This is a genomic window from Pseudomonas sp. E141 (assembly GCF_052659885.1).
In genome coordinates this window covers 5251343-5273760 of sequence record NZ_CP084024.1, presented here as the reverse complement: position 1 = coordinate 5273760, position 22418 = coordinate 5251343, and the positions used below count along the sequence as shown (strand labels likewise).

Here is a 22418-nt window from a genome sequence, read left to right as displayed (position 1 = left end):
TTCAACCATGAGTACTCAAGTGATCAGCCTGGTGTCCATCGGCGCCCACCCCACTTCCGGTCGGCCCCGGCGCGCCGAGCAGGATGCGCGGGCCGTGGAACTGGGCCTGCAACTGGCTGGCAACGACCTGCAAGTGCTGCACGCAGGCGACGTGGCTGAAGCGGCCCTGCGCGCCTATCTGGGCATGGGTCTGGACGAACTCTACGTACTGGATAACCCCGCAGGCGCCGACGCACTGCCGGCCCTGACCGACTATCTGCGTGATGCGGGAGCCCAAGTGGTGCTCACCGGCAGTCAGGCGGAAACCGGCGAGGGTTCCGGCATGTTGCCGTTCCTGCTGGCAGAAAATCTCGGCTGGCCGCTGGTGGTGGGGTTGGCCCAGGTCGAATCCATCGACAGTGGCGTAGCCTTGGTTCTGCAAGCCTTGCCCCGCGGCCAGCGGCGACGTCTCAAAGTGCGCCTGCCGTTCCTCGCCACGGTGGATAACGCGGCCCCCAAACCCCGGCAAAGCGCCTACGGCCCGGCCCGACGCGGGGCGTTGCACGCTGAAGAAGTCGAGGTGATCGACGACGCCCTGTTGGCGGTGGCGACCCTGCAACCGGCCAAACCACGGCCCAAACGCCTGAAAGTGATCAAGGCCAAGAGCGGCGCCGACCGCATGAAAGCCGCCACGGCCAAGGCCAGCGGCGGAGGTGGGCAGGTGCTCAAAGGCGTGAGCCCGGAGGCGGGCGCCGAGGCGATTCTCAAGTTGCTGATTGAGGAAGGGGTGGTTCGCTAAATCCAGGCTCACCTTGTCCCTTGTGGGAGCGAGCCTGCTCGCGATAGCGGTCTTCCATTCACCTCCATGTTGACTGGCATGGCCCCATCGCGAGCAGGCTCGCTCCCACAAGGGCTGAGGTTTACCCACAATCCCTGTGCGCGCCTCTGTGGATAACCTGTTCGATCCTATCCGGACACCGCGCAAATCAGGCCTTTCAAGCCTTCGCTCAAAAAACGTCCAATCTGACCCGCTGCAACATCCAGCCATAAAACCGCTGCCCTGGCATGTTGTCGTGACTCAAACCTGCGCCTAAAAAAAGCTGTTTGACAGCTAATGGAGCCACATCAATGGAAGTTGAATTTCGTCCGGCGTTGCCCACGGATACACGGGAGATCGCTCGTCTGTTCCGGATTTCCTCAGAGGGCGCGTCGGATTACATCTGGAGCCAGCTGGCGGAGCCCGGGCAGGATCTGCTGGAGGTAGGGGCTGCTCGCTATGCCCGTGAGGATGTCGATTTTTCCTACCAGAACTGCCTTATTGCAGAAGCCGGCGGACAGGTCATCGGCATGATGCATTGTTACGTGACGCGTGAGGATCCGCTGGCGACTCCCGTCACTGATCCGATCCTGGCGCCCTACGCCGACATGGAAGTCCCCGATACCCTCTATATATCGAGCCTGGCCCTGCATGAAGGGTGGCGTAACAAGGGGCTCGGCGTGCGCTTTCTCGAGCGAGCGCAACAACGTGCCGATCAACTGGCGCTCAAAGGCCTCAGTTTGATCGACTACGCAGCGAACATTGGCGCCCGGCGCTTTTATGAGCGCCACGGTTTTGGCATCGTCAAAACCTGCCGGGTCGTCCCGCATCCGCTGATTCGGGTGACGGGGGAGGCGTATCTCATGCATCGGCCTTAACCGTCACGGCGGATTGTTCTGGAGCCAAGAGCCCTCTGTGGGAGCGAGCTTGCTCGCGATAGCGGTCTGTCAGGTAACGATGAGGGTGACGGCTAGTCGGTCATCGCGAGCAAGCTCGCTCCCACAGGGGTTATGTGTTTACCCACAATCCCTGTGCGCGCCTCTGTGGATAACCTGTTCGCCCCTCGCCACACCCCACGCAGATCAAGCTCCCCAAGCCTGCGCTTAAAAAACAACCAGCCTAACTCACGGTTTTTCCTCGATTTTGTTTGTGAATAAACGTGAGCGCAAGACGCTACTTGCCCCCAATCTCTGTTGGCGCTTCTGTGGATAAGATGTTCGCTACCCTCTACAAGCCATACGGAACGGGGCTTTTATGGGGTTGATCATAAAATGATCAATTCGTCGTTTTTATCCGGAAAACTCCGCTAAAACCTCGATTTACCGGCCATAGTCGCGGTTTTCCACAGAACCGTCAGAATTACCCCCAAACACTGTTGGCGCTTCTGTGGATAAGGTGTTCGCTCTCCTCCAGAAGCCAGGCTAGACAAGGCTTTCAGGTGGTTGATCAGTTTTTGACCTATATGGAAAGGAAACGCTCTTTGTTCATAAGTCACGGTTTTTCTTTAGCTTTTACTTAAAAAAATCAGTCGCAATGAGGCACTTGTCCCCATTAGCTGTGGGTGGACATGTGGATAACTTGTTTGCGAAAGTGTAAGAGCCACGGCGGGTATAGTCCCAGACGCTATAGATCAAATTTCATACAGTTCTAAGGATCCACCTTGACGTGGCCCTGGCAGCTGTCTTCACTCATGGCACAAGGACACCGCCACTTTATCCACATCTGGTTCAGGGAGAACGCATGATGGATAGCAAGCCCCCCTGCTGGTACCCGATCTCTGCTGCGACCTGTACTCCGACCCCTCCCACCCGGTTACCCAAACGCAGACGTCGTCGTGCCACCAATCAGCGTGCGCGTTTATAGCGCCTCGTTGAGCCCTGAGTTTCCCCTGTAACACCGTTGACTGCCGCTCCAACCCGTACGGGATAGTGGCCAGGCGTTCGTGCGCCTGTCGATTTGCAGGCAACCGCAGAGTTGCCCCATCTGCCTGAGAGGACTTGAACATGACACGGATCTCGACCCCCATAAGCGAAATCAAGGAGCATTACGACGTTATCGTCATTGGTTCCGGCTACGGCGGTGGCATTGCTGCGTCACGCCTGTCCCGGGCTGGGCGCAAGGTTTGTCTGCTGGAGCGGGGCCGGGAGATCCAGCCCGGCGAATACCCCAACACCATGCTTGCGGCCACCGAAGAGTTGCAGGTGCATGACCCGGACGGTCACATCGGGTCGCGCACCGGACTGTTCGACCTGCACGTCAACGCCCAGCAGAACGTGGTGGTCGGTTGCGGCCTGGGCGGCACTTCGCTGATCAACGCCAACGTTTCGCTGGAGCCGGAGCCCGGTGTGTTCGAGGACTCGCGCTGGCCGCAGGCGGTGCGTGACCATTGCGACACGCTGCTCAAGGACGGTTATGCGCGGGCTCGGGAAATGCTCAAGCCCAACCCTTACCCAGATGCGTCGCCGAACCTGCCCAAGCTCGACGCCAACCGCAAGTCGGCGAGTTATCTCAAGCAGGACGCACATTTCTACAAACCGCCCATCAACGTGACATTCGACAAGTTGCCCAACAACCTCAACCACGTCGGCGTCGAGCAGTTGCCGTGCAACGGCTGTGGGGATTGCGTCTCGGGCTGTAACAACAAGGCCAAGAACACCACGCTGATGAATTACCTGCCGGATGCCTGGAACCATGGTGCGGAGATTTTCTGTCAGGCCCAGGTGCGGCACCTGGAGCGCGACGGCGACGGCTGGATCGTGCATTTCCAGTACCTGGACAGCGGCCGTGAGCTGTTCTCGGCGCCAACCCTGTTCGTGCGCGCCGACATCGTCGTGGTGTCCGCCGGCACCCTGGGCTCGACCGAGATCATGCTGCGTTCCCGGGACAAAGGCCTGTCGATGTCCAGTCAATTGGGCGAGAACATGAGCGGCAACGGCGACATCCTCGGGTTTGGCCACAACTGCGACCAGACCATCAACGGTATCGGTTTCGGCGCCCACTCGGCCAAGGAGCTGGAGCCGGTGGGACCGTGCATCACCTCGATCATCGACATGCGTACCGAGGGTGACTGGCGCAGCCGCATGGTCATCGAGGAAGGCTCGATCCCCGGCGCACTCGGTCGGCCCATGGTGCCGAGCATGGCGGCGTTCGCCGGGATGATCGGCGTGCCCACCGACACGGGCCTGGGTGCCAGCCTCAAGTACAAGGCCCGGGAAGCCGAGAGCTTTCTGCGCGGCCCGTACTACGGCGCGCTGCATAACATGCAGACCTACCTGATCATGAGTCACGACAACGGCAAGGGGCGCATGGTGCTCGACAACAAGGACCAGCTGCGCATCGACTGGCCCGGCGTCGGCGAGCAGGAAAACGTGACTCTGGGCAATGAGCGTTTGCACCAGAGCACCAAGGCGTTGGGCGGGATCTGGGTCGAGAATCCGATCTGGACCAAGCTGCTCAAGCACAGCATCGTTTCGGTCCACCCGTTGGGCGGCTGCGTGATGGGGGAAGACGCGACGCAAGGCGTGGTCAACCACAAGGGTCAGGTGTTCAGTGGTGCCAGCGGGACGGATGTCTATCCCGGTCTGTACGTGACGGACGGTGCGGTGATCCCGACTTCCCTGGCGGTGAACCCGTTGTTGACCATCTCGGCGGTGAGCGAGCGCAACATGGGGCTGCTGGCGGCCGATCGTGGCTGGATCATCGACTACACCCTGCCTTCGGCCCCGCGCAAACCGGTGGCGGCGCCGACCCTTGGCGTGCAGTTCACTGAAACCATGAAGGGCTACTTTTCCACGGCATTTACCCAGCCCCAGGGCACTGATCTTTCGCTTTACGAAGCGGCGGCCAAGCGCGGCAAAGCCGATAACTCGTCCATCGAATTCACCCTGACCATCACTGCCGCCGATCTCAATCGCCTGATCAAGGAACCGGAACACGCCGCCACCCTGGTGGGTACGCTGGATGCGCCGATGCTTTCGCCCAAGCCGCTGGTCGCCAGCAACGGAGTGTTCAACCTGTTCGAGCAATACCAGGAACAGGTGGATGTGCGGCACATGAACTACGACATGAAACTGACCGCCGAGGACGGCAGCGATTATTACTTCAGCGCCTTCAAGACCGTGCCCGAGGACAACGGGGTGCTGAATATCTGGCACGACACCAGCACGCTCTATGTCACGCTGTATCGCGGGCCGGACAAGAGCGGCGAGGTCATCGGCTCGGGGGTGATGCACATTCTGCCGGCCGACTTCGCCAAGCAGATGACCACCATGAAAGTGCTCAACGCACGTAACGAGCGTGAGCGAGTGGAAGCGTTGGCCCGCTTTGGCAAGTTCTTCGCCGGCATTTTGTGGGAGAGCTACGGCGGGGTGTTCGCTGGCGATGTGTACTTCAACCCGGACGCGCCGCCTCGCAGCAAGCGGCCGCTGGACGCACCGGCGCCGACCGTGCATTTCTTCCAGACCGAGGACAATGTCGAGCTACGTCTGACTCGCTATCAAGCGGGCAGCAAAGGCCCGGTGATGCTGGTGCATGGCCTGGGGGGGGGATCGAATATTTTCTCCACCGACACCATCCAGACCAACCTGCTGGAGTACCTGTGCAAGCACGAGTACGACGTCTGGCTGCTGGACTTGCGGGTGAGCATCCTGCTGCCGGCCAGCAAGCATGAATGGAACGGCGACCAGGTGGCCCAGTACGACTTCAAGGCTGCTATCGAGCAGATCCAGCAGGCCACGCTGGCCCGTGACGTGCAATGTGTGGTGCATTGCTACGGTGCGACGACGTTCTTCATGTCGATGCTGGCGGGGCTGCAAGGGGTGCGCTCGGTGGTCTGCTCACAGATCGCCGCCGACACGGTGGTTGCCACCGCCACCGGACTGAAGGCCGGTTTGCATTTGCCGGGGATGCTCGATGCCATCGGCATCAAGTCCCTCACGGCCTACGCCGACACCAAGGAAAGCTGGTTCAACAAACTCTACGACAAGGCTCTCAACGGTTATGCCCGGATCGAGGCCCAGGGCTATTGCACCAACCCGGTCTGCCATCGCATCACGTTCATGTATGCGTCGCTGTACCGTCACGACACCCTCAACGAAACCCTGCACGACAACCTGCATGAATTGTTCGGTGAGTCGAATATCCAGACCTTCGAGCACCTGGCGCTGATCGTGCGCAAGGGGCATCTGGTGGACTTCAAGGGCAACGACGTCTACATGCCGCATTTCGATCGGTTGAAATTGCCGATCTGCTTCATCAGCGGCGCCGAGAACCAGTGCTACCTCCCTCAAAGCACCCTCAAGACCTACGAGCGTCTGTGCGATATGCACGGCACGCAACTGTTCAGCCGTCACGAAGTGCCGGGCTACGGCCACATCGACTGCATTTTTGGCAAGGACGCGGTGGTGGATGTGTACCCGATCATCCTCGAACACCTGGAGAAGACCGCGCTCGGTTGACGCAAGACTGAGTCGACTGCATCGCGAGCAAGCTCGCTCCCACAGGGGGCTATGCGCCGCTGAATTCGTGCACGCCACATATCCAGTGTGGGAGCGAGCTTGCTCGCGATGGCGGTCGCCAGAGCGCCGCATCTCGAGGGTCAAGAATAAGGAAAAGGATGCCATGAACACTTACATCCGTTGGTTCCAACGCATCATCTGGGTGGGCATTGTGATGAACATGGTCTTCGCGATTCCGGCGCTGTTCGCGCCGGCGTTGCTGACGTCCATGCTTGGCCTGCCGCCCGTGCTGTCCGATCCCTGGCTGGAAAACACCGGCATGTTGCTGGTGGGGATCAGCCTGTTCTACATGCCCTCGGGGTTCAACGCGCCGCGTTTCGTGGTGCATTCGTGGTTGTGCGTGCTGTCGCGGCTGGTTGCGGTGGTGTTCTGGATCTACCTGATCAACACTAACAACCAGGGTCAGTTGTTCGTGCCGATGTTGATGGGCGACTTGAGCATGTTCCTGATTCTGGGCGTGCTGCTGTACCTGGGCAGCCCGGTCGCCCATCGTCCACTGGCCTTGCTCTGCGCCGGTTGGCGGGAGTGGCGCGCCGGCTGGGCGCAGCGCTGGCAGAGCCATAGTTTCAAGGTTGGCATGCTGGTGATGCTGCTGGTGCTGGGTTTTATCGGCTACCAGACCTGGTACCAGATGATCCGAGAGGTGCCGCAACCGGATTTTGCCTCCGACGAAGACCATTACAAATACGCCGCCATCGGCCTGGGCATCGAAGCGCGGATCCCTTATTACCTGTTCGCCGTGCTGCCGCAGATGTGCCCGGAAAAACTGCCCAAGCCCGGCGGTTACGAGGTGTTCGGGTTTCTCTACGAGAACGGCAACGACCTGCCGATCGGCATGGCCAAGCGGCAACTGGGCTACCCCACCGTGGAGCCGAACTGCGCGCTGTGCCACACCGGCTCGTACCGGGCCAATGCCAGTGACGTAGCGGTTCCGGTCGCCAGCGCGCCGGCCAACACCCTGCAACTGCAGGCCTTCCAGTGGTTTGCCTACGATTGTGCCAGCGACCCGAAATTCACCCCAGATGCGGTCATGGCGGCGATCAACAGCAAGTTCCAGCTCGGTTTTTTCGAAAAACTGTACAACCGTTACCTGATCATCCCGATGGCCAAGAGCGCGCTACTCAAGCAGAAGCAGGCCTACGCTTGGCAGAAACTGCGCCCGCCCCAAGGTCCGGGGCGGACCGATACCTTCAACCCGACCAAAATGGTGGTGTTCGGCTTCCCGGATGACTCCACCATCGGCACCGTGGACTTGCCGCAGGTCTGGAACCAGAAGCCCCGTGAGTCGATGTATCTGCATTGGGACGGCAATAACAACAAGATTCACGAACGCAACTACGCGGCGGCCATGGCCGTGGGCGCGACACCGCAATCGGTGCTGCCGCCGAGTTTCAACCGGGTGACCAATTGGCTGCTGGGCCACAAGGCGCCGGCGTGGCCGTTCGCCCTGGACCAGGCGAAAGTCGCCCAAGGCAAACCGATCTGGGAGCAAAACTGTGCCGCTTGCCACGACTTCGGCCGTGCCGACACGGGACAGGTCACCACCAACATCGACCAGTTGGGCACCGATCCCCATCGCCTGAACTCCTTCACCGTCGGGCTGGTGACGGCGTTCCACGGCTTCAAGAAACCGCCGTTCGACTTCGGCGCGTACCGCAAGACCCAGAGCTACAGCAACACCCCCACTGACGGCGTCTGGCTAAGGGCGCCGTACCTGCATAACGGCTCGGTGCCGACCCTGTGGGACTTGTTGCAACCGCCCGAGTTGCGGCCGCAAGTGTTCTACACCGGCTCCGACATCTACGACCAGGAGAAGGTCGGCTTCATCACCAGCGGCGCGCAGATGAAGGCGTCGGCGGATTTCAAATACGACACCCGCCTGGAAGGCAACCACAACGGCGGCCACCTGTATGGCACGCAGTTGTCGGATGCCGACAAACGGGCCCTGATCGAATTCATGAAAACCCTGTAGCCCAGGGCACTGCGAAGGAGCGTTCACATGTCATTACTGCACCATTGGGAACATGAGTTCGACAAGGTCAAAGTCCGCCTGCACGGGTTGGTCACGCGGCTGGAGATGTCCTGGAAAAAACTCGTCAACGACCTGGAGCCCGAAGAGTTCGAGGCCATCGTCAAGCTGCTCCAGCGTGGCCACGATCAGGCCCGGCACGTCATCGATCACGGCGACCTGCCGGATGACGAACCGGCCGTGCCGTGGGAGCTGGCCCACGGTCTTTCGATCCTGAAGATCGGCAATGCCAGCGCCTTGCCGCAAACCGAGGACGAGCTGCCGACCCGCGTGCTCAAGGACGGCACCTTGCTCGGTTGCCGCAAATGGGAGTTGCTCGACCTGTTGTGGAGTGAGGCGTTGCTCAAGTGGATCGAGAACCTGCGCCATCACGCGCCGTTCGCCACTAACCCGGCACTGGTGAAAATGGACAGCGACGTGGTGTTTGCGATTGCCGGCGACTGGGGCACCGGACCGTTCGACAGTCATGCTCCGGCCGTGGCTGTCGCCAATCAGATGCAACTGGCCGAGGCCGACTTCACCATCCATCTGGGGATGTGTATTACGCCGGCACCCATTCCCAGGAGGACGTCGACATGGTCGGCTGGCCCCAGGGCAAGCACGGCTCGTTCACGCTCAATTCCAACCACGAGATGTACAGCGGCGCCCACGGTTATTTCAAGGAGCTGGCCAAGCGTTTCCCGGTGCAACAGGGCACCAGTTACTTTGCCCTGTACAACGACGATTGGCTGGTGGTCGGCCTCGACAGTGCCTACGCCTCGGACGCGATGAATCTGTACATGGATGGCACCCTCAACGCGCAACAGATCGACTGGATGAAAAACCTAGCTGATGGTGCTCAGTCATCACCAGGGCTTCGATATTTCCGGGCACCACAAGACCGCGCTTTACCAACCGGTCTGCGATGCCCTGGGGCGTGAGCCGGACTACTGGTATTGGGGGCATCTGCACAACGGCATCTGCTACGCGCCCCAAGGCGGGCTGCACGCACGCTGTGCCGGGCACGGGGCGATTCCCTACGGCACCACCAGCGAGTTGAACGGACATGCCGGGGTGTTGTGGTCGGAAACGCAACTGGCGGGGGATGAGACGTACCCGGAACGGGTGTTGAACGGGTATGTGAAGGTGCGGCTGGTGGGGGAGGAGATTGTCGAGACGTTTTATGGGGAGGATGGCAGTGTGCGGTGGTCTTCCCGGTAGTCGGTGAATGTCAGGCCGCTATCGCGAGCAAGCTCGCTCCCACAGGTTTTGTGAACGACACAGAACCCCTGTGGGAGCGAGCTTGCTCGCGATGCTTTTGACTTAGCCCTGGACCGGAACGCCCTTGAGATACGGCGCAGGTTCCGCCCCCAGGTTGTTGAGCATGCGCTCGCTGTACCAGTCCACGAAGTTCACCACGCCGAACTCATAAGTCTTGGAGTACGGGCCTGGCTGGTAGGCGGTGGAGTTGATGCCGCGCTGGTTTTCTTCGGCCAGGCGACGGTCCTGGTCGTTGGTGGCGTCCCAGACCTGGCGCATGCGTGCCACGTCGTAGTCCACGCCTTCGACCGCGTCCTTGTGTACGATCCACTTGGTGGTGACCATGGTCTCCTGGGCGCTGATCGGCCACACAGTGAACACGATGATGTGGTCGCCCATGCAGTGGTTCCACGAGTGGGGCAGGTGCAGGATACGCATCGAGCCCAGGTCCGGGTTCTTGATGCGGCCCATCAGTTTGGCGCAGCCCTGCTTGCCGTCCATGGTCATCGACACGGTGCCCTTGAGCAGCGGCATGCGCACGATACGGTTGCGCAGGCCGAAACTGGCGTGGGCGTAAGGGATTTTCTCGGCGTCCCAGGCTGCGGCGGAGGCCGCGACATGGTCCTTGAACGCCTGGTCGGCCCGTGGGTCGGTGACGTCGTCCCATTCCAGCAGGGTCTTGAGCAGTTCCGGGTGTGCGCCGCCGCAGTGGTAGCACTCACGGTTGTTTTCCAGCACCAGTTTCCAGTTGGCCTTTTCCATCAAGGTGGTTTGCACCGCCACCTTGGTGTTTTCCATGTCATAGGGTTCCATGTAATGGGTCAAGGTCGCCAGGAAGTCGTCGATGGCCGGTGGGTTCTCCGCCAGGCTGATGAAGATGTAGCCACCGGCGGTCTTCACGTTCACTGGCTTCAAGCCGTACTGGTTCATGTCGAAATCGGCGCCCATTTCGGTGCCGGCGAACAATAGGCGACCGTCCAGCTCGTAGGTCCACTGGTGGTAATGGCAGACCAGCTTGGCGACCTTGCCCTTTTCGCTGGTGCACAGCCGCGAGCCACGGTGCCGGCAGACGTTGTGGAACGCATGCACCACGCCGTCGGCACCGCGAATCACGATGATCGGGTTCTTGCCAACCTGCAGGGTCAGGTAGTTGCCCTTGGTCGGAATTTCGCAGGTCATGCCGGCGATCAACCATTCCTTCTGGAAGATTTCCTGCATGTCGATATCAAACAGGCGCTCATCGGAGTAGAACGGCTGCGGCAGCGAGAAAGTGCGCTCGCGTTCCTGCAGCATTTGCGCGGTGGCCTTGCGTGCGGGTTCCAGCGGATCGCCCAGGCTCAGGGTTGCGGTGACGTCCATCGTTTTATCCTCATGGCCCTCTACGTGGCCGGCGAAAGTGGCTAATCAAATGTGCTACGCAAGGCAGAAAATATTATTTATCTGTTGGGGCGAGTGTGGGGCCGCGCAGGGGGCGAACCTTATCCATGGGCGACATGGCCCAATCTGTTCCCGACGCGCAAGGTCCGGTCGTTGGGGGCTGGTCGCGGTAAGCATGTGAATGTCGCAGATAGGTAAATGGGCGATTCGCGCTATACGCAGAATCGCCTCATAAGAGGCCGACAGTCGGCCGTGGAGATCAGCATGTCCAACAGCTTCCTGAACCCGGTAACCACCCAGACCTGGGCCAATGGTCGTCACATTGTCCGTTGCGTCAAAGTCATCCAGGAAACCTGGGATGTGCGCACCTTTTGTTTCATGGCTGATCAGCCGATTCTGTTCTTTTTCAAGCCGGGGCAATTCGTCACCCTGGAGCTGGAAATCGAAGGTCAGCCGATCATGCGCTCCTACACCATCTCCAGCTCGCCGTCGGTGCCCTACAGTTTTTCGGTGACCATCAAGCGTGTACCGGGGGGCAAGGTTTCCAACTGGCTGCACGACACCCTGCACGAAGGCCAGGAGCTGGCGGTGCACGGGCCGGTCGGCCTGTTCAATGCCATCGACTTCTCGAACCCCAAGGTGCTTTACCTCAGTGGCGGTGTCGGCATCACGCCGGTGATGTCCATGGCGCGCTGGTACTACGACACCAATGCCAACGTCGACATGGTGTTTATCCACAGCGCCCGCTCGCCCAAGGACATCATCTATCACCGCGAGCTGGAACACATGGCGTCGCGGATCGATAACTTCAACCTGCACCTGATCTGCGAAAAACATGGGCTGGGCGAGCCTTGGGCCGGGTATCGCGGCTATCTGAACCACAAGATGCTGGAGCTGATGGCGCCGGACTTTCTGGAGCGCGAAGTGTTTTGCTGTGGCCCGACGCCCTACATGAACGCGGTCAAGCGCCTGCTGGAAGCCGCTGGCTTCGACATGACGCGTTACCACGAGGAGTCCTTCGGCGCCACGCCACCGGAAGCCCGCGCCGACGCGGTGGAACAGGCCGAACAGGCTGCCGACGCCCCGGAAGTCGATGTGGCGGACCTACATCTGGTGGAGTTCACCGCCTCTGGCAAGAGTATTCGCGTGGGGCCGGGAGAAACCGTCCACGCCGCCGCCGCCAAGCTCGGCATGATGATTCCCAAAGCCTGCGGTATGGGCATCTGCGGCACCTGCAAGGTTTTGAAACTGGGCGGGGAAGTGGAGATGGACCACAACGGCGGTATCACCGAAGACGACGAGGCCGAAGGTTACATCCTGTCGTGCTGCAGCGTGCCGAAGGGGGATGTGCGGATCGAGTTCTGATCAGTCCATCCAAGTAGCGATGAGCACCTTCTGTGGGAACAAAGCCAGTGGGAGCAAGGCTTTGTTCCCACTGTGAGCCCCTCTCACCACAGGGGTATGACGGGCATGGGTTCGGTTTTTCTAGCCCGCCATCACTTCCCGAATATCCACCGCCAATTCCCGCACCCGCGCTTCTTCGGTGTCCCACGAGCACATGAACCGCGCGCCGCCCTTGCCAATGAAGGTGTAGAAGCGCCAGCCCTTGGCGGTCAGCGCGGCGATGGCCGGTTCCGAGAGTTGCAGGAATACGCCGTTGGCCTGGACCGGGAACATCAGTTCCACGCCTGGGATGTCGCTCACCAGTTGCGCCAGCAGTTGGGCGCAGTGGTTGGCGTGCCGGGCGTGCTTGAGCCAGGCGTCGTTTTGCAGCAGGCCGACCCAGGGCGCCGAGAGAAAGCGCATCTTCGAGGCCAACTGCCCGGCCTGTTTGCAGCGATAGTCGAAGTCTTCTGCCAGGTCGTGGTTGAAGAACAGGATCGCTTCACCCACCGCCATGCCGTTTTTCGTCCCGCCAAAGCACAGCACATCCACCCCGGCTTTCCAGGTCAGGTCTGCCGGTGAGCAGCCGAGGAAGGCGCAGGCGTTGGAGAATCGTGCGCCGTCCATGTGCAGGTTCAGCCCCAGTTCCTTGCAGGTGGCGCTGATGGCGCGGATTTCTTCCGGGGTATAGACGCTGCCAACTTCCGTGGCCTGGGTCAGGGTCACAACGCGGGGCTTGGGGTAGTGGATATCCTGGCGCTTGAGGGCGATCTCGCGGATCGAGTCCGGGGTCAGCTTGCCATTTTCGGTGCGCGCCACCAGCAGCTTGGAACCATTGGAAAAGAACTCCGGCGCGCCGCATTCGTCAGTTTCGACGTGGGCGGTTTCCGAGCAGATCACGCTGTGGTAACTCTGGCACAGCGAGGACAGCGCCAGGGAGTTGGCCGCGGTGCCGTTGAACGCGAAGAATACTTCGCAGTCGGTTTCGAACAAGGCACGGAAATCATCCGCCGCGCGGTGGGTCCACTCGTCATCGCCGTAAGCCCGCTGATGACCCTGGTTGGCTTCTTCCATGGCCGCCCAGGCTTCGGGGCAAATGCCGGAATAGTTGTCGCTGGCGAATTGTTGACTCTTGTCGGTCATGGCCTTGCTCCTGAAATAGAGAGTCCTGGGTAAGAGATCCCTGACAGAATTCCCGGATGGAGAATTCCGTGGTCCGGCGTGCTTTGAGTCCGGCACGCGGTGGTCGATAGTGGTGCGCACTTTACCCAAGATTCGCGGGGGAACACACTGGATGTTTCTGTCAGAAACTCACAAAACCGCTAGGGCGGCTGTACCCATGAACCGACGTGACGGAGCCTTGGACCTGCTCAAGTGGTTGGCTCTGTTGGCGATGGTGCTCGATCATCTGCGATATGTCGGTTACTCCGCCGATTGGTTGTATGTGCCGGGACGTCTGGCGTTCCCCTGGTTCTGTCTGGCGATGGCGGCGAACCTAGCGCGCAACGGGGCCAGTGCGAGCTCGTGGCGTTACCTGGGCTGGCTGTTGCTGTTCAGCTCAGTGAGCGAAATTCCTTATCGGTTGTTTATTCCTGTGCCGGCTACCTTGAACGTGCTGCCGACCCTGACCCTCGGGTTGCTGGTGGCGCGTAGTTGGCAAACCCATACGCTGGAAGCGCGTTTGCTGGCAGCGGGGGCGTTGCTGCTGGCGGCGCTGTTTTCCTCGCGGCTGATGTTCGGTTTTTTCGGCGTCCTGCTGCCGCTGGCGATGTTGCTGGTATTTCGCCGGCCCTGGTATTTCGCGTTGTTGCCAGGCTTGGTGTGCCTGGCGGCCAACCAGTGGCGGGTGCTGTATGGCGCGGCCTGGCTGGGGGATGCGGTGGCGATCGGCGGGTTGGTGGCGTGTCTGTTTGCGCCATGGCTTGGGCTGGTGCTTTTGCGACACGCTGGTCGTTTTCATCCTCCGTCCATGCGGCGCTGGGCCTACGGTCTGTATCCCGCGCATTTCCTGCTGTTGCTCGCGGTTCGCCAGATCGCCGCATAGCCCTATGGGAGCAAGGTCTGTGGGATAACACAGGGTTATCCCACAGACCTTGTTCCCCGACTCTTTGAACGCATGTCGTAAACGCACCTTTGCGTGGCGTCCATAGGCATTTGACCTGCCTGCGCCGGCCATACCATCGCTTCCAAAGGGCACGACCGAACGGTGGTCAGTGCCTCACCGAGACGAAAGGCGCACCGCCGCCGCTGGGAGAGACGCGATGTTCAGCAAGCAAGACCAGATCCAGGGTTACGACGATGCACTGCTGGCGGCGATGAATGCCGAGGAGCAACGCCAGGAAGATCACATCGAGCTGATCGCGTCAGAGAACTACACCAGCAAACGTGTGATGCAGGCCCAGGGCAGCGGCCTGACCAACAAATACGCCGAAGGTTATCCGGGCAAGCGTTACTACGGTGGCTGCGAGCACGTCGACAAAGTCGAGGCCCTGGCTATCGAGCGCGCCAAGCAGCTGTTCGGCGCCGACTACGCCAACGTCCAGCCGCACTCCGGTTCTTCGGCCAACAGCGCCGTGTACCTGGCCTTGCTGCAGGCCGGCGATACCATCCTGGGCATGAGCCTGGCCCACGGCGGTCACCTGACCCACGGTGCCAAGGTGTCGTCCTCGGGCAAGCTCTACAACGCGGTTCAGTACGGCATCGACACCACCACCGGCCTGATCGACTACGACGAAGTCGAGCGCCTGGCGGTCGAGCACAAGCCGAAGATGATCGTCGCCGGCTTCTCGGCTTACTCCAAGACCCTGGATTTCCCACGTTTCCGCCAGATCGCCGACAAAGTCGGTGCCCTGCTGTTCGTCGACATGGCCCACGTCGCCGGTCTGGTCGCTGCCGGTCTGTACCCGAACCCACTGCCTTACGCCGATGTGGTCACCACCACCACTCACAAGACCCTGCGCGGTCCGCGTGGTGGCCTGATCCTGGCCAAGGCCAACGAAGAGATCGAGAAAAAGCTCAACGCTGCGGTATTCCCGGGCGCTCAAGGCGGTCCGCTGATGCACGTCATCGCCGGCAAGGCGGTGTGCTTCAAGGAAGCGGCGGAGCCAGGTTTCAAGGCCTACCAGCAGCAAGTGATCGATAACGCCCAGGCCATGGCTGGCGTGTTCATCAAGCGCGGCTACGATGTAGTGTCCGGCGGTACCGATAACCACCTGTTCCTGGTCAGCCTGATCCGTCAGGGCCTGACCGGCAAGGACGCCGACGCCGCCCTGGGCCGCGCGCACATCACCGTCAACAAGAATGCCGTGCCGAACGACCCGCAATCGCCGTTCGTGACCTCGGGCCTGCGCATCGGCACCCCGGCGGTGACCACGCGCGGCTTCAAGGTCACCCAGTGCGTGACGCTGGCCGGCTGGATCTGCGACATCCTCGACAACCTCGGCGACGCCGATGTCGAGGCCAATGTTGCCCAGCAAGTGGCGGCCCTGTGCGCGGACTTCCCGGTTTATCGCTGAGTCGGTTTTGGAGTAATGACTATGCAACGCTATTCGGGCTTCGGCCTCTTCAAACACTCTCTCAGCCATCATGAAAACTGGCAGCGGATGTGGCGCACGCCGACCCCGAAAAAGGTCTACGACGTGGTCATTGTCGGCGGTGGCGGGCATGGTCTGGCGACCGCCTACTACCTGGCCAAGGAACACGGCATCACCAACGTGGCCGTGGTCGAGAAGGGCTGGCTGGGCGGCGGTAACACCGCGCGCAACACCACCATCGTGCGCTCCAACTACCTGTGGGACGAATCGGCCCACCTGTACGAACATGCGATGAAACTCTGGGAAGGCCTGTCCCAGGACCTGAACTACAACGTGATGTTCTCCCAGCGTGGCGTCTACAACCTGTGCCATACCCTGCAGGACATTCGTGATTCCGAGCGTCGCGTCAGTGCCAACCGCCTCAACGGCGTGGACGGCGAGCTGCTCAACGCCAAACAAGTGGCCGACGAGATTCCGTACCTGGACTGCTCGAAAAACACCCGCTACCCGGTGATGGGCGCCACCGTCCAGCGTCGCGGCGGCGTGGCCCGTCACGATGCCGTGGCCTGGGGCTTTGCCCGGGCGGCGGACGCGTTGGGCGTGGACCTGATCCAGCAGACCGAAGTGATCGGTTTCCGCAAGGAAAACGGCGTGTGCATCGGTGTGGAAACCAACAAGGGCTTCATCGGCGCCAAGCGCGTCGGTGTGGTCACCGCCGGTAACTCCGGACACATGGCCAAGCTCGCGGGCTTCCGCCTGCCGATCGAATCCCACCCGCTGCAAGCGCTGGTGTCCGAGCCGATCAAGCCGATTATCGACAGCGTGATCATGTCCAACGCGGTGCACGGCTACATCAGCCAGTCCGACAAGGGCGACCTGGTGATCGGTGCCGGTATCGACGGCTACAACGGCTACGGCCAGCGTGGCTCGTACCCGGTGATCGAACACACGGTTCAGGCCATCGTCGAGATGTTCCCGGTGTTGTCCCGTGTACGCATGAACCGCCAATGGGGCGGCATCGTCGACACTACGCCGGACGCCTGCCCGATCATTTCCAAGACCCCGGTGCCGAACATGTTCTTCAACTGCGGTTGGGGCACTGGCGGCTTCAAGGCCACTCCGGGCTCGGGCAACGTCTTCGCTGCAAGCCTGGCCAAGGGTGAAATGCACCCGCTGGCCGCGCCGTTTTCCATCGACCGTTTCCACAACGGTGCACTGATCGACGAACACGGCGCTGCTGCCGTCGCCCACTAACAGGAGAAATCCCTATGTTGCACATCTTCTGTCCTCACTGCGGCGAACTGCGCTCCGAAGAGGAATTCCATGCATCCGGCCAGGCGCACATCCCGCGTCCGCTGGATCCGAATGCCTGCACCGACGAGCAGTGGGGCGACTACATGTTCTTCCGTGACAACCCGCGTGGGTTGCACCATGAGCTGTGGGACCACGTCGCCGGCTGCCGCCAGTATTTCAACGTGACCCGTGACACCGTGACCTACGAGATTCTGGAAACCTACAAGATCGGCCAAAAGCCGCAATTTACCGACAAGGCTGACAGTCCGAAAGCGGCCGCGCAGGCTCTGGGAGAGAAGGTATGAGCCAGATCAATCGCCTGTCCAACGGCGGACGGATCGACCGCAACAAAGTGCTGAGCTTCACCTTCAACGGTCAGACCTATAAAGGCTTCGAGGGCGATTCCCTGGCCGCTGCACTGCTGGCCAACGGCGTCGACATCATCGGCCGCAGCTTCAAGTATTCCCGTCCGCGTGGCATCTTTGCCGCCGGCGCCGAAGAGCCGAACGCGGTACTGCAGATCGGCGCCACCGAAGCCACGCAGATCCCTAACGTGCGCGCCACGCAACAGGCGCTGTATCAAGGGTTGGTCGCCACCAGCACCAACGGCTGGCCGAACGTGAACAACGACATGATGGGTATTCTCGGCAAGGTCGGCGGCAAGCTGATGCCGCCGGGCTTCTACTACAAAACCTTCATGTACCCGCAATCGTTCTGGATGACTTACGAAAAGTACATCCGCAAGGCCGCGGGCCTGGGTCGCTCGCCGACCGAGAACGACCCGGACACCTACGACTACATGAACCGTCATTGCGACGTGCTGATTGTCGGCGCCGGCCCTGCTGGCCTGGCTGCCGCATTGGCCGCGGCCCGCAGCGGTGCACGGGTGATCCTGGCCGACGAGCAGGAAGAGTTCGGCGGTAGCCTGCTCGATTCCCGCGAGAGCCTGGATGGCAAACCAGCGACCGAATGGGTGGCTGCTGTTGTGGCTGAGCTCAAGTCGATGCCAGATGTGGTGCTGTTGCCGCGCGCCACGGTGAACGGTTACCACGACCATAACTTCCTGACCATCCACGAGCGCCTCACCGACCACCTGGGTGATCGCGCGCCAATCGGCCAGGTCCGCCAGCGCATCAACCGGGTCCGCGCCAAGCGCGTGGTGCTGGCGACTGGTGCCTGCGAACGGCCGCTGGTCTACGGCAACAACGACGTACCGGGCAACATGCTGGCCGGCGCGGTCTCCACCTACGTGCGCCGCTATGGCGTGGCACCGGGCAAGAAACTGGTACTGAGCACCAACAACGACCACGCCTATCGCGTGGCGCTGGACTGGCTCGACGCCAGCCTGCAAGTGGTGGCCATCGCCGACGCCCGCAGCAACCCGCGTGGTGCGCTGGTGGAAGAGGCGCGTGCCAAAGGCATCCGCATCCTCACCGGCAGCGCCGTGATCGAGGCTCGTGGCAGCAAGCGCGTCACCGGGGCCCGCATCGCCGCCATCGACGTCAAGGCGCACAAGGTCACCAGTCCCGGCGAATGGCTGGACTGCGACCTGGTGGCCAGCTCCGGCGGCTACAGCCCAGTGGTTCACCTGGCTTCGCACCTGGGCGGCAAGCCGATCTGGCGCGAAGACATCCTTGGTTTCGTACCGGGCGAAGCACCGCAGAAGCGCGTGTGCGTCGGCGGCGTGAATGGCGTCTACAGCCTGGGTGACACCTTGGCCGATGGTTTCGAAGGTGGCGTGCGCGCGGCCAACGAAGCCGGTTTCAAAGCGGTGGAGGGTGTGTTGCCCAAAGCCCTGAGCCGCCAGGAAGAACCGACCCTGGCGTTGTTCCAGGTGCCGCATGAAAAATCCACTGCACGGGCGCCGAAGCAATTCGTCGACCTGCAGAACGACGTCACTGCCGCCGCCATCGAACTCGCCACCCGCGAAGGCTTCGAGTCGGTGGAACACGTCAAGCGCTACACCGCTCTGGGCTTCGGCACCGACCAGGGCAAGCTGGGCAACGTCAACGGCCTGGCCATCGCGGCCCGCTCGCTGAACGTGAGCATCCCGCAGATGGGCACCACCATGTTCCGCCCGAACTACACGCCGGTGACCTTCGGCGCGATAGCCGGGCGGCACTGCGGACACATCTTCGAGCCGGTGCGCTTCACCGCGCTGCATGCCTGGCATGTGAAAAACGGCGCCGAATTCGAAGACGTCGGCCAGTGGAAGCGCCCTTGGTACTTCCCGAAGAACGGCGAAGACATGCACGCTGCGGTCAAGCGCGAATGCAAAGCCGTGCGCGATAGCGTCGGCCTGCTGGATGCCTCGACTCTGGGCAAGATCGATATCCAGGGCCCGGACGCCCGCGAGTTCCTTAACCGCGTGTACACCAACGCCTGGACCAAGCTCGACGTGGGCAAGGCCCGCTACGGTTTGATGTGCAAGGAAGACGGCATGGTCTTCGACGATGGCGTGACGGCCTGTCTGGCGGACAACCATTTCGTGATGACCACCACCACTGGCGGCGCGGCGCGCGTGCTGCAATGGCTGGAGATCTATCACCAGACCGAATGGCCGGACCTGAAGGTGTACTTCACTTCGGTTACCGACCACTGGGCGACCATGACCCTGTCGGGCCCCAACAGCCGCAAGCTGCTGAGCGAAGTCACCGACATCGACCTGGACAAGGACGCTTTCCCGTTCATGACCTGGAAAGAAGGCCTGGTGGGTGGTGTACCGGCGCGGGTGTTCCGTATCTCGTTCACCGGCGAACTGTCGTACGAAGTCAACGTGCAGGCCGACTACGCCATGGGCGTGCTCGAGCAGATCGTCGAGGCCGGGAAGAAATACAACCTGACCCCGTATGGCACCGAGACCATGCACGTATTGCGGGCCGAGAAGGGCTTCATCATTGTCGGTCAGGACACTGACAGCTCGATGACCCCGGACGACCTGAACATGGGCTGGTGCGTAGGCCGGACCAAACCGTTCTCGTGGATCGGCTGGCGTGGCATGAATCGCGAAGACTGCGTACGTGAGGACCGCAAGCAACTGGTGGGCCTCAAGCCGATCGACCCGAATGTCTGGCTGCCGGAAGGTGCGCAACTGGTGTTCAACACCAAGCAGGCGATCCCGATGACCATGGTCGGTCATGTGACGTCCAGCTACGCCCACAACTCCCTGGGTTATTCATTTGCCATGGGCGTGGTCAAGGGCGGCCTCAAGCGGATGGGCGAACGCGTGTTCGCGCCATTGGCCGACGGCAGCGTGATCGAAGCAGAGATTGTTTCTTCGGTGTTCTTCGATCCGAAGGGGGATCGGCAGAATATCTAATGACCTTCAGGTCTGTGGTGAGCAGCTGCTACGCGTTGTCCGCATCGCGAGCAGGCTCGCTCCCACAGGAGATCGCATGACCCTTGTGGGAGCGAGCCTGCTCGCGATGGCGGTAGAACAGCCACCACAAGGGCCTGAATCAGAATTCAAGACAGGTGCTCCATATGACCGCAGTCAACGTGTACCAACAACGCCCAACCACCGGGGCCAAGGCCGAGTCGTCGCTGCACCATGCCGACCTCGCCAGCCTGGTGGGCAAGGGTCGCAAGAACGCCGGCGTGACCGTGCGCGAGAAGAAACTCCTGGGCCACTTGACCATCCGTGGCGATGGTCATGACCCTGCGTTCGCTGCTGGCGTGCACAAGGCCCTGGGCCTGGAGCTGCCGGGCGCGCTGACCGTCATCGTCAAGGGCGAAACCAGCCTGCAATGGCTCGGCCCGGACGAGTGGCTGCTGGTGGTGCCCAGTGGCGAAGAATTTGCCGCCGAGAAAAACCTGCGCGAAGCCCTGGGCGATCTGCATATCCAGATCGTCAACGTCAGTGGCGGCCAGCAGATCCTCGAACTTTCCGGCCCGAATGTGCGCGACGTGCTGATGAAATCCACCAGCTATGACGTACACCCAAGCAATTTCCCGGTGGGCAAGGCCGTGGGCACGGTGTTCGCCAAGTCGCAACTGGTGATCCGCCACACGGGCGAAGACACCTGGGAACTGGTGATTCGCCGCAGCTTCTCCGATTACTGGTGGCTGTGGTTGCAGGATGCCGCGGCTGAGTATGGGTTGAGCGTGCAGGCCTGACTAGGGTTGGACGCTGTCCTTTTGTGGCGAGGGGATTTATCCCCGTTGGGCTGCGCAGCAGACCCCAAACCTGCCACCTCAGTACGTCAGGCCGATCACATCAAGCTTTTTGGGGCTGCTTCGCAGCCCAACGGGGATAAATCCCCTCGCCACAGGAGTCACTGCAATGAGCCGCGCCCCAGACACATGGATCTTGACTGCCGACTGCCCCAGCGTGCTCGGCACGGTGGACGCGGTGACGCGCTTTCTGTTCGAGCAAGGCTGCTACGTCACCGAGCACCATTCCTTCGACGACCGGCTCTCGGCGCGTTTTTTCATTCGTGTGGAATTTCGCCAGCCGGATGGCTTTGACGAGCAGAGCTTTCGCAGCGGCCTGGCCGAACGTGCGCAAGCCTTTGGCATGGTCTTCGAACTGACGCCACCCAACTACCGGCCCAAAGTGGTGATCATGGTCTCCAAGGCCGATCACTGCCTCAACGACCTGCTCTACCGTCAGCGCATCGGCCAGTTGTCCATGGACGTCGTGGCCGTGGTGTCCAACCACCCGGACCTCAAGCCGCTGGCCGACTGGCACCAGATTCCGTACTACCATTTCCCCCTGGACCCGAACGACAAACCGTCCCAGGAGCGGCAGGTGTGGCAGGTGATCGAAGACACCGGCGCCGAGCTGGTGATTCTCGCCCGCTACATGCAAGTGCTGTCGCCGGAGCTGTGTCGCAAGCTCGACGGCAAGGCGATCAACATCCATCACTCGCTGCTGCCGGGCTTCAAGGGCGCCAAGCCGTATCACCAGGCCTACAACAAAGGCGTGAAACTGGTCGGCGCCACGGCGCACTACATCAACAACGACCTGGACGAAGGCCCGATCATCGCTCAGGGCGTGGAAGTGGTGGACCACAGCCACTATCCCGAAGACCTGATCGCCAAGGGCCGGGACATCGAAGGGCTGACCCTGGCCCGGGCCGTGGGGTATCACATCGAGCGAAGGGTGTTTCTCAACGCCAACAGAACTGTCGTTCTTTAGATTTTTGGGGCCGCTTCGCAGCCCATTCGCGAGCAAGCTCGCTCCCACAGGATCTGCGTCGTTATACAGATTCTGATGACACCCACAATCCACTGTGGGAGCGAGCTTGCTC

At 61.3% G+C, this 22418-nt stretch carries 14 protein-coding genes and 1 pseudogene; 13 read left to right on the top strand and 2 right to left on the bottom strand.

Going from position 1 to position 22418, the window contains the following annotated elements; all coding sequences use genetic code 11:
* Positions 1 to 7 precede the first annotated feature (7 nt).
* The 5 genes and pseudogenes from etfB to GKKCFE_RS23585 all read left to right on the top strand — a co-directional run bounded on the left by etfB (position 8) and on the right by GKKCFE_RS23585 (position 9541).
* On the top strand, positions 8 to 778 hold the full coding sequence (gene etfB / locus GKKCFE_RS23605; RefSeq protein WP_281459767.1) for an electron transfer flavoprotein subunit beta: 771 nt from the start codon (positions 8 to 10) through the stop codon (positions 776 to 778).
* Between the two features lie 329 nt (positions 779 to 1107).
* The gene (locus GKKCFE_RS23600) at positions 1108 to 1674 is read left to right on the top strand and encodes a GNAT family N-acetyltransferase (protein WP_445577160.1); all 567 of its coding nucleotides are present in this window, start codon (positions 1108 to 1110) and stop codon (positions 1672 to 1674) included.
* A 1125-nt stretch (positions 1675 to 2799) separates the two neighbouring features.
* Positions 2800 to 6252 (top strand): alpha/beta fold hydrolase, encoded by a 3453-nt coding sequence (locus GKKCFE_RS23595; RefSeq protein WP_445577159.1) that lies wholly within the window; start codon positions 2800 to 2802, stop codon positions 6250 to 6252.
* Between the two features lie 163 nt (positions 6253 to 6415).
* Positions 6416 to 8284: a c-type cytochrome gene (locus tag GKKCFE_RS23590; protein ID WP_445577158.1), complete on the top strand. Its 1869-nt coding sequence runs from the start codon at positions 6416 to 6418 to the stop codon at positions 8282 to 8284.
* Positions 8285 to 8311: 27 nt separating this feature from the next.
* Positions 8312 to 9541, top strand: a pseudogene (locus GKKCFE_RS23585) (metallophosphoesterase).
* A 102-nt stretch (positions 9542 to 9643) separates the two neighbouring features.
* Here the strand turns inward: GKKCFE_RS23585 and gbcA are convergent.
* Positions 9644 to 10939 carry a glycine-betaine demethylase subunit GbcA gene (gene gbcA / locus GKKCFE_RS23580; RefSeq protein ID WP_188251823.1) on the bottom strand — a complete coding sequence of 432 codons (1296 nt, stop codon included), beginning with the start codon at positions 10937 to 10939 and terminating at the stop codon, positions 9644 to 9646.
* A gap of 282 nt (positions 10940 to 11221) precedes the next feature.
* Between gbcA and gbcB the strand changes: the two genes are divergently transcribed.
* Positions 11222 to 12322: a glycine-betaine demethylase subunit GbcB gene (gene gbcB / locus GKKCFE_RS23575; protein ID WP_047228148.1), complete on the top strand. Its 1101-nt coding sequence runs from the start codon at positions 11222 to 11224 to the stop codon at positions 12320 to 12322.
* Between the two features lie 120 nt (positions 12323 to 12442).
* Here gbcB and GKKCFE_RS23570 read toward each other — a convergent pair whose 3' ends face one another.
* The gene (locus GKKCFE_RS23570; protein ID WP_107323021.1) at positions 12443 to 13483 is read right to left on the bottom strand and encodes a threonine aldolase family protein; all 1041 of its coding nucleotides are present in this window, start codon (positions 13481 to 13483) and stop codon (positions 12443 to 12445) included.
* A gap of 196 nt (positions 13484 to 13679) precedes the next feature.
* Here GKKCFE_RS23570 and GKKCFE_RS23565 point away from each other — a divergent pair, with 196 nt between their 5' ends.
* From GKKCFE_RS23565 to purU, 7 genes are all read left to right on the top strand, one after another.
* Entirely contained in the window at positions 13680 to 14384 is a 705-nt protein-coding gene (locus tag GKKCFE_RS23565; protein WP_445577157.1) for a TraX family protein, read from the top strand.
* Positions 14385 to 14601: 217 nt separating this feature from the next.
* The gene (gene glyA / locus GKKCFE_RS23560) at positions 14602 to 15855 is read left to right on the top strand and encodes a serine hydroxymethyltransferase (RefSeq protein ID WP_047228145.1); all 1254 of its coding nucleotides are present in this window, start codon (positions 14602 to 14604) and stop codon (positions 15853 to 15855) included.
* Positions 15856 to 15876: 21 nt separating this feature from the next.
* Positions 15877 to 17127 (top strand): sarcosine oxidase subunit beta, encoded by a 1251-nt coding sequence (locus GKKCFE_RS23555; protein WP_003177603.1) that lies wholly within the window; start codon positions 15877 to 15879, stop codon positions 17125 to 17127.
* 14 nt (positions 17128 to 17141) lie between these two features.
* Positions 17142 to 17471, top strand: coding sequence for a sarcosine oxidase subunit delta (locus GKKCFE_RS23550; RefSeq protein WP_003206305.1), 330 nt, complete (start codon positions 17142 to 17144; stop codon positions 17469 to 17471).
* Positions 17468 to 20485: a sarcosine oxidase subunit alpha gene (locus GKKCFE_RS23545; protein ID WP_445577156.1), complete on the top strand. Its 3018-nt coding sequence runs from the start codon at positions 17468 to 17470 to the stop codon at positions 20483 to 20485. Before GKKCFE_RS23550 ends, GKKCFE_RS23545 begins: the two co-directional genes overlap by 4 nt.
* Positions 20486 to 20649: 164 nt before the next feature.
* The gene (locus tag GKKCFE_RS23540; RefSeq protein ID WP_076383401.1) at positions 20650 to 21282 is read left to right on the top strand and encodes a sarcosine oxidase subunit gamma; all 633 of its coding nucleotides are present in this window, start codon (positions 20650 to 20652) and stop codon (positions 21280 to 21282) included.
* A gap of 166 nt (positions 21283 to 21448) precedes the next feature.
* A complete protein-coding gene (purU, locus tag GKKCFE_RS23535) occupies positions 21449 to 22306 on the top strand; it encodes a formyltetrahydrofolate deformylase (RefSeq protein WP_135847526.1) in 858 nt (285 codons plus the stop codon).
* The last annotated feature ends 112 nt before the right edge of the window (positions 22307 to 22418 follow it).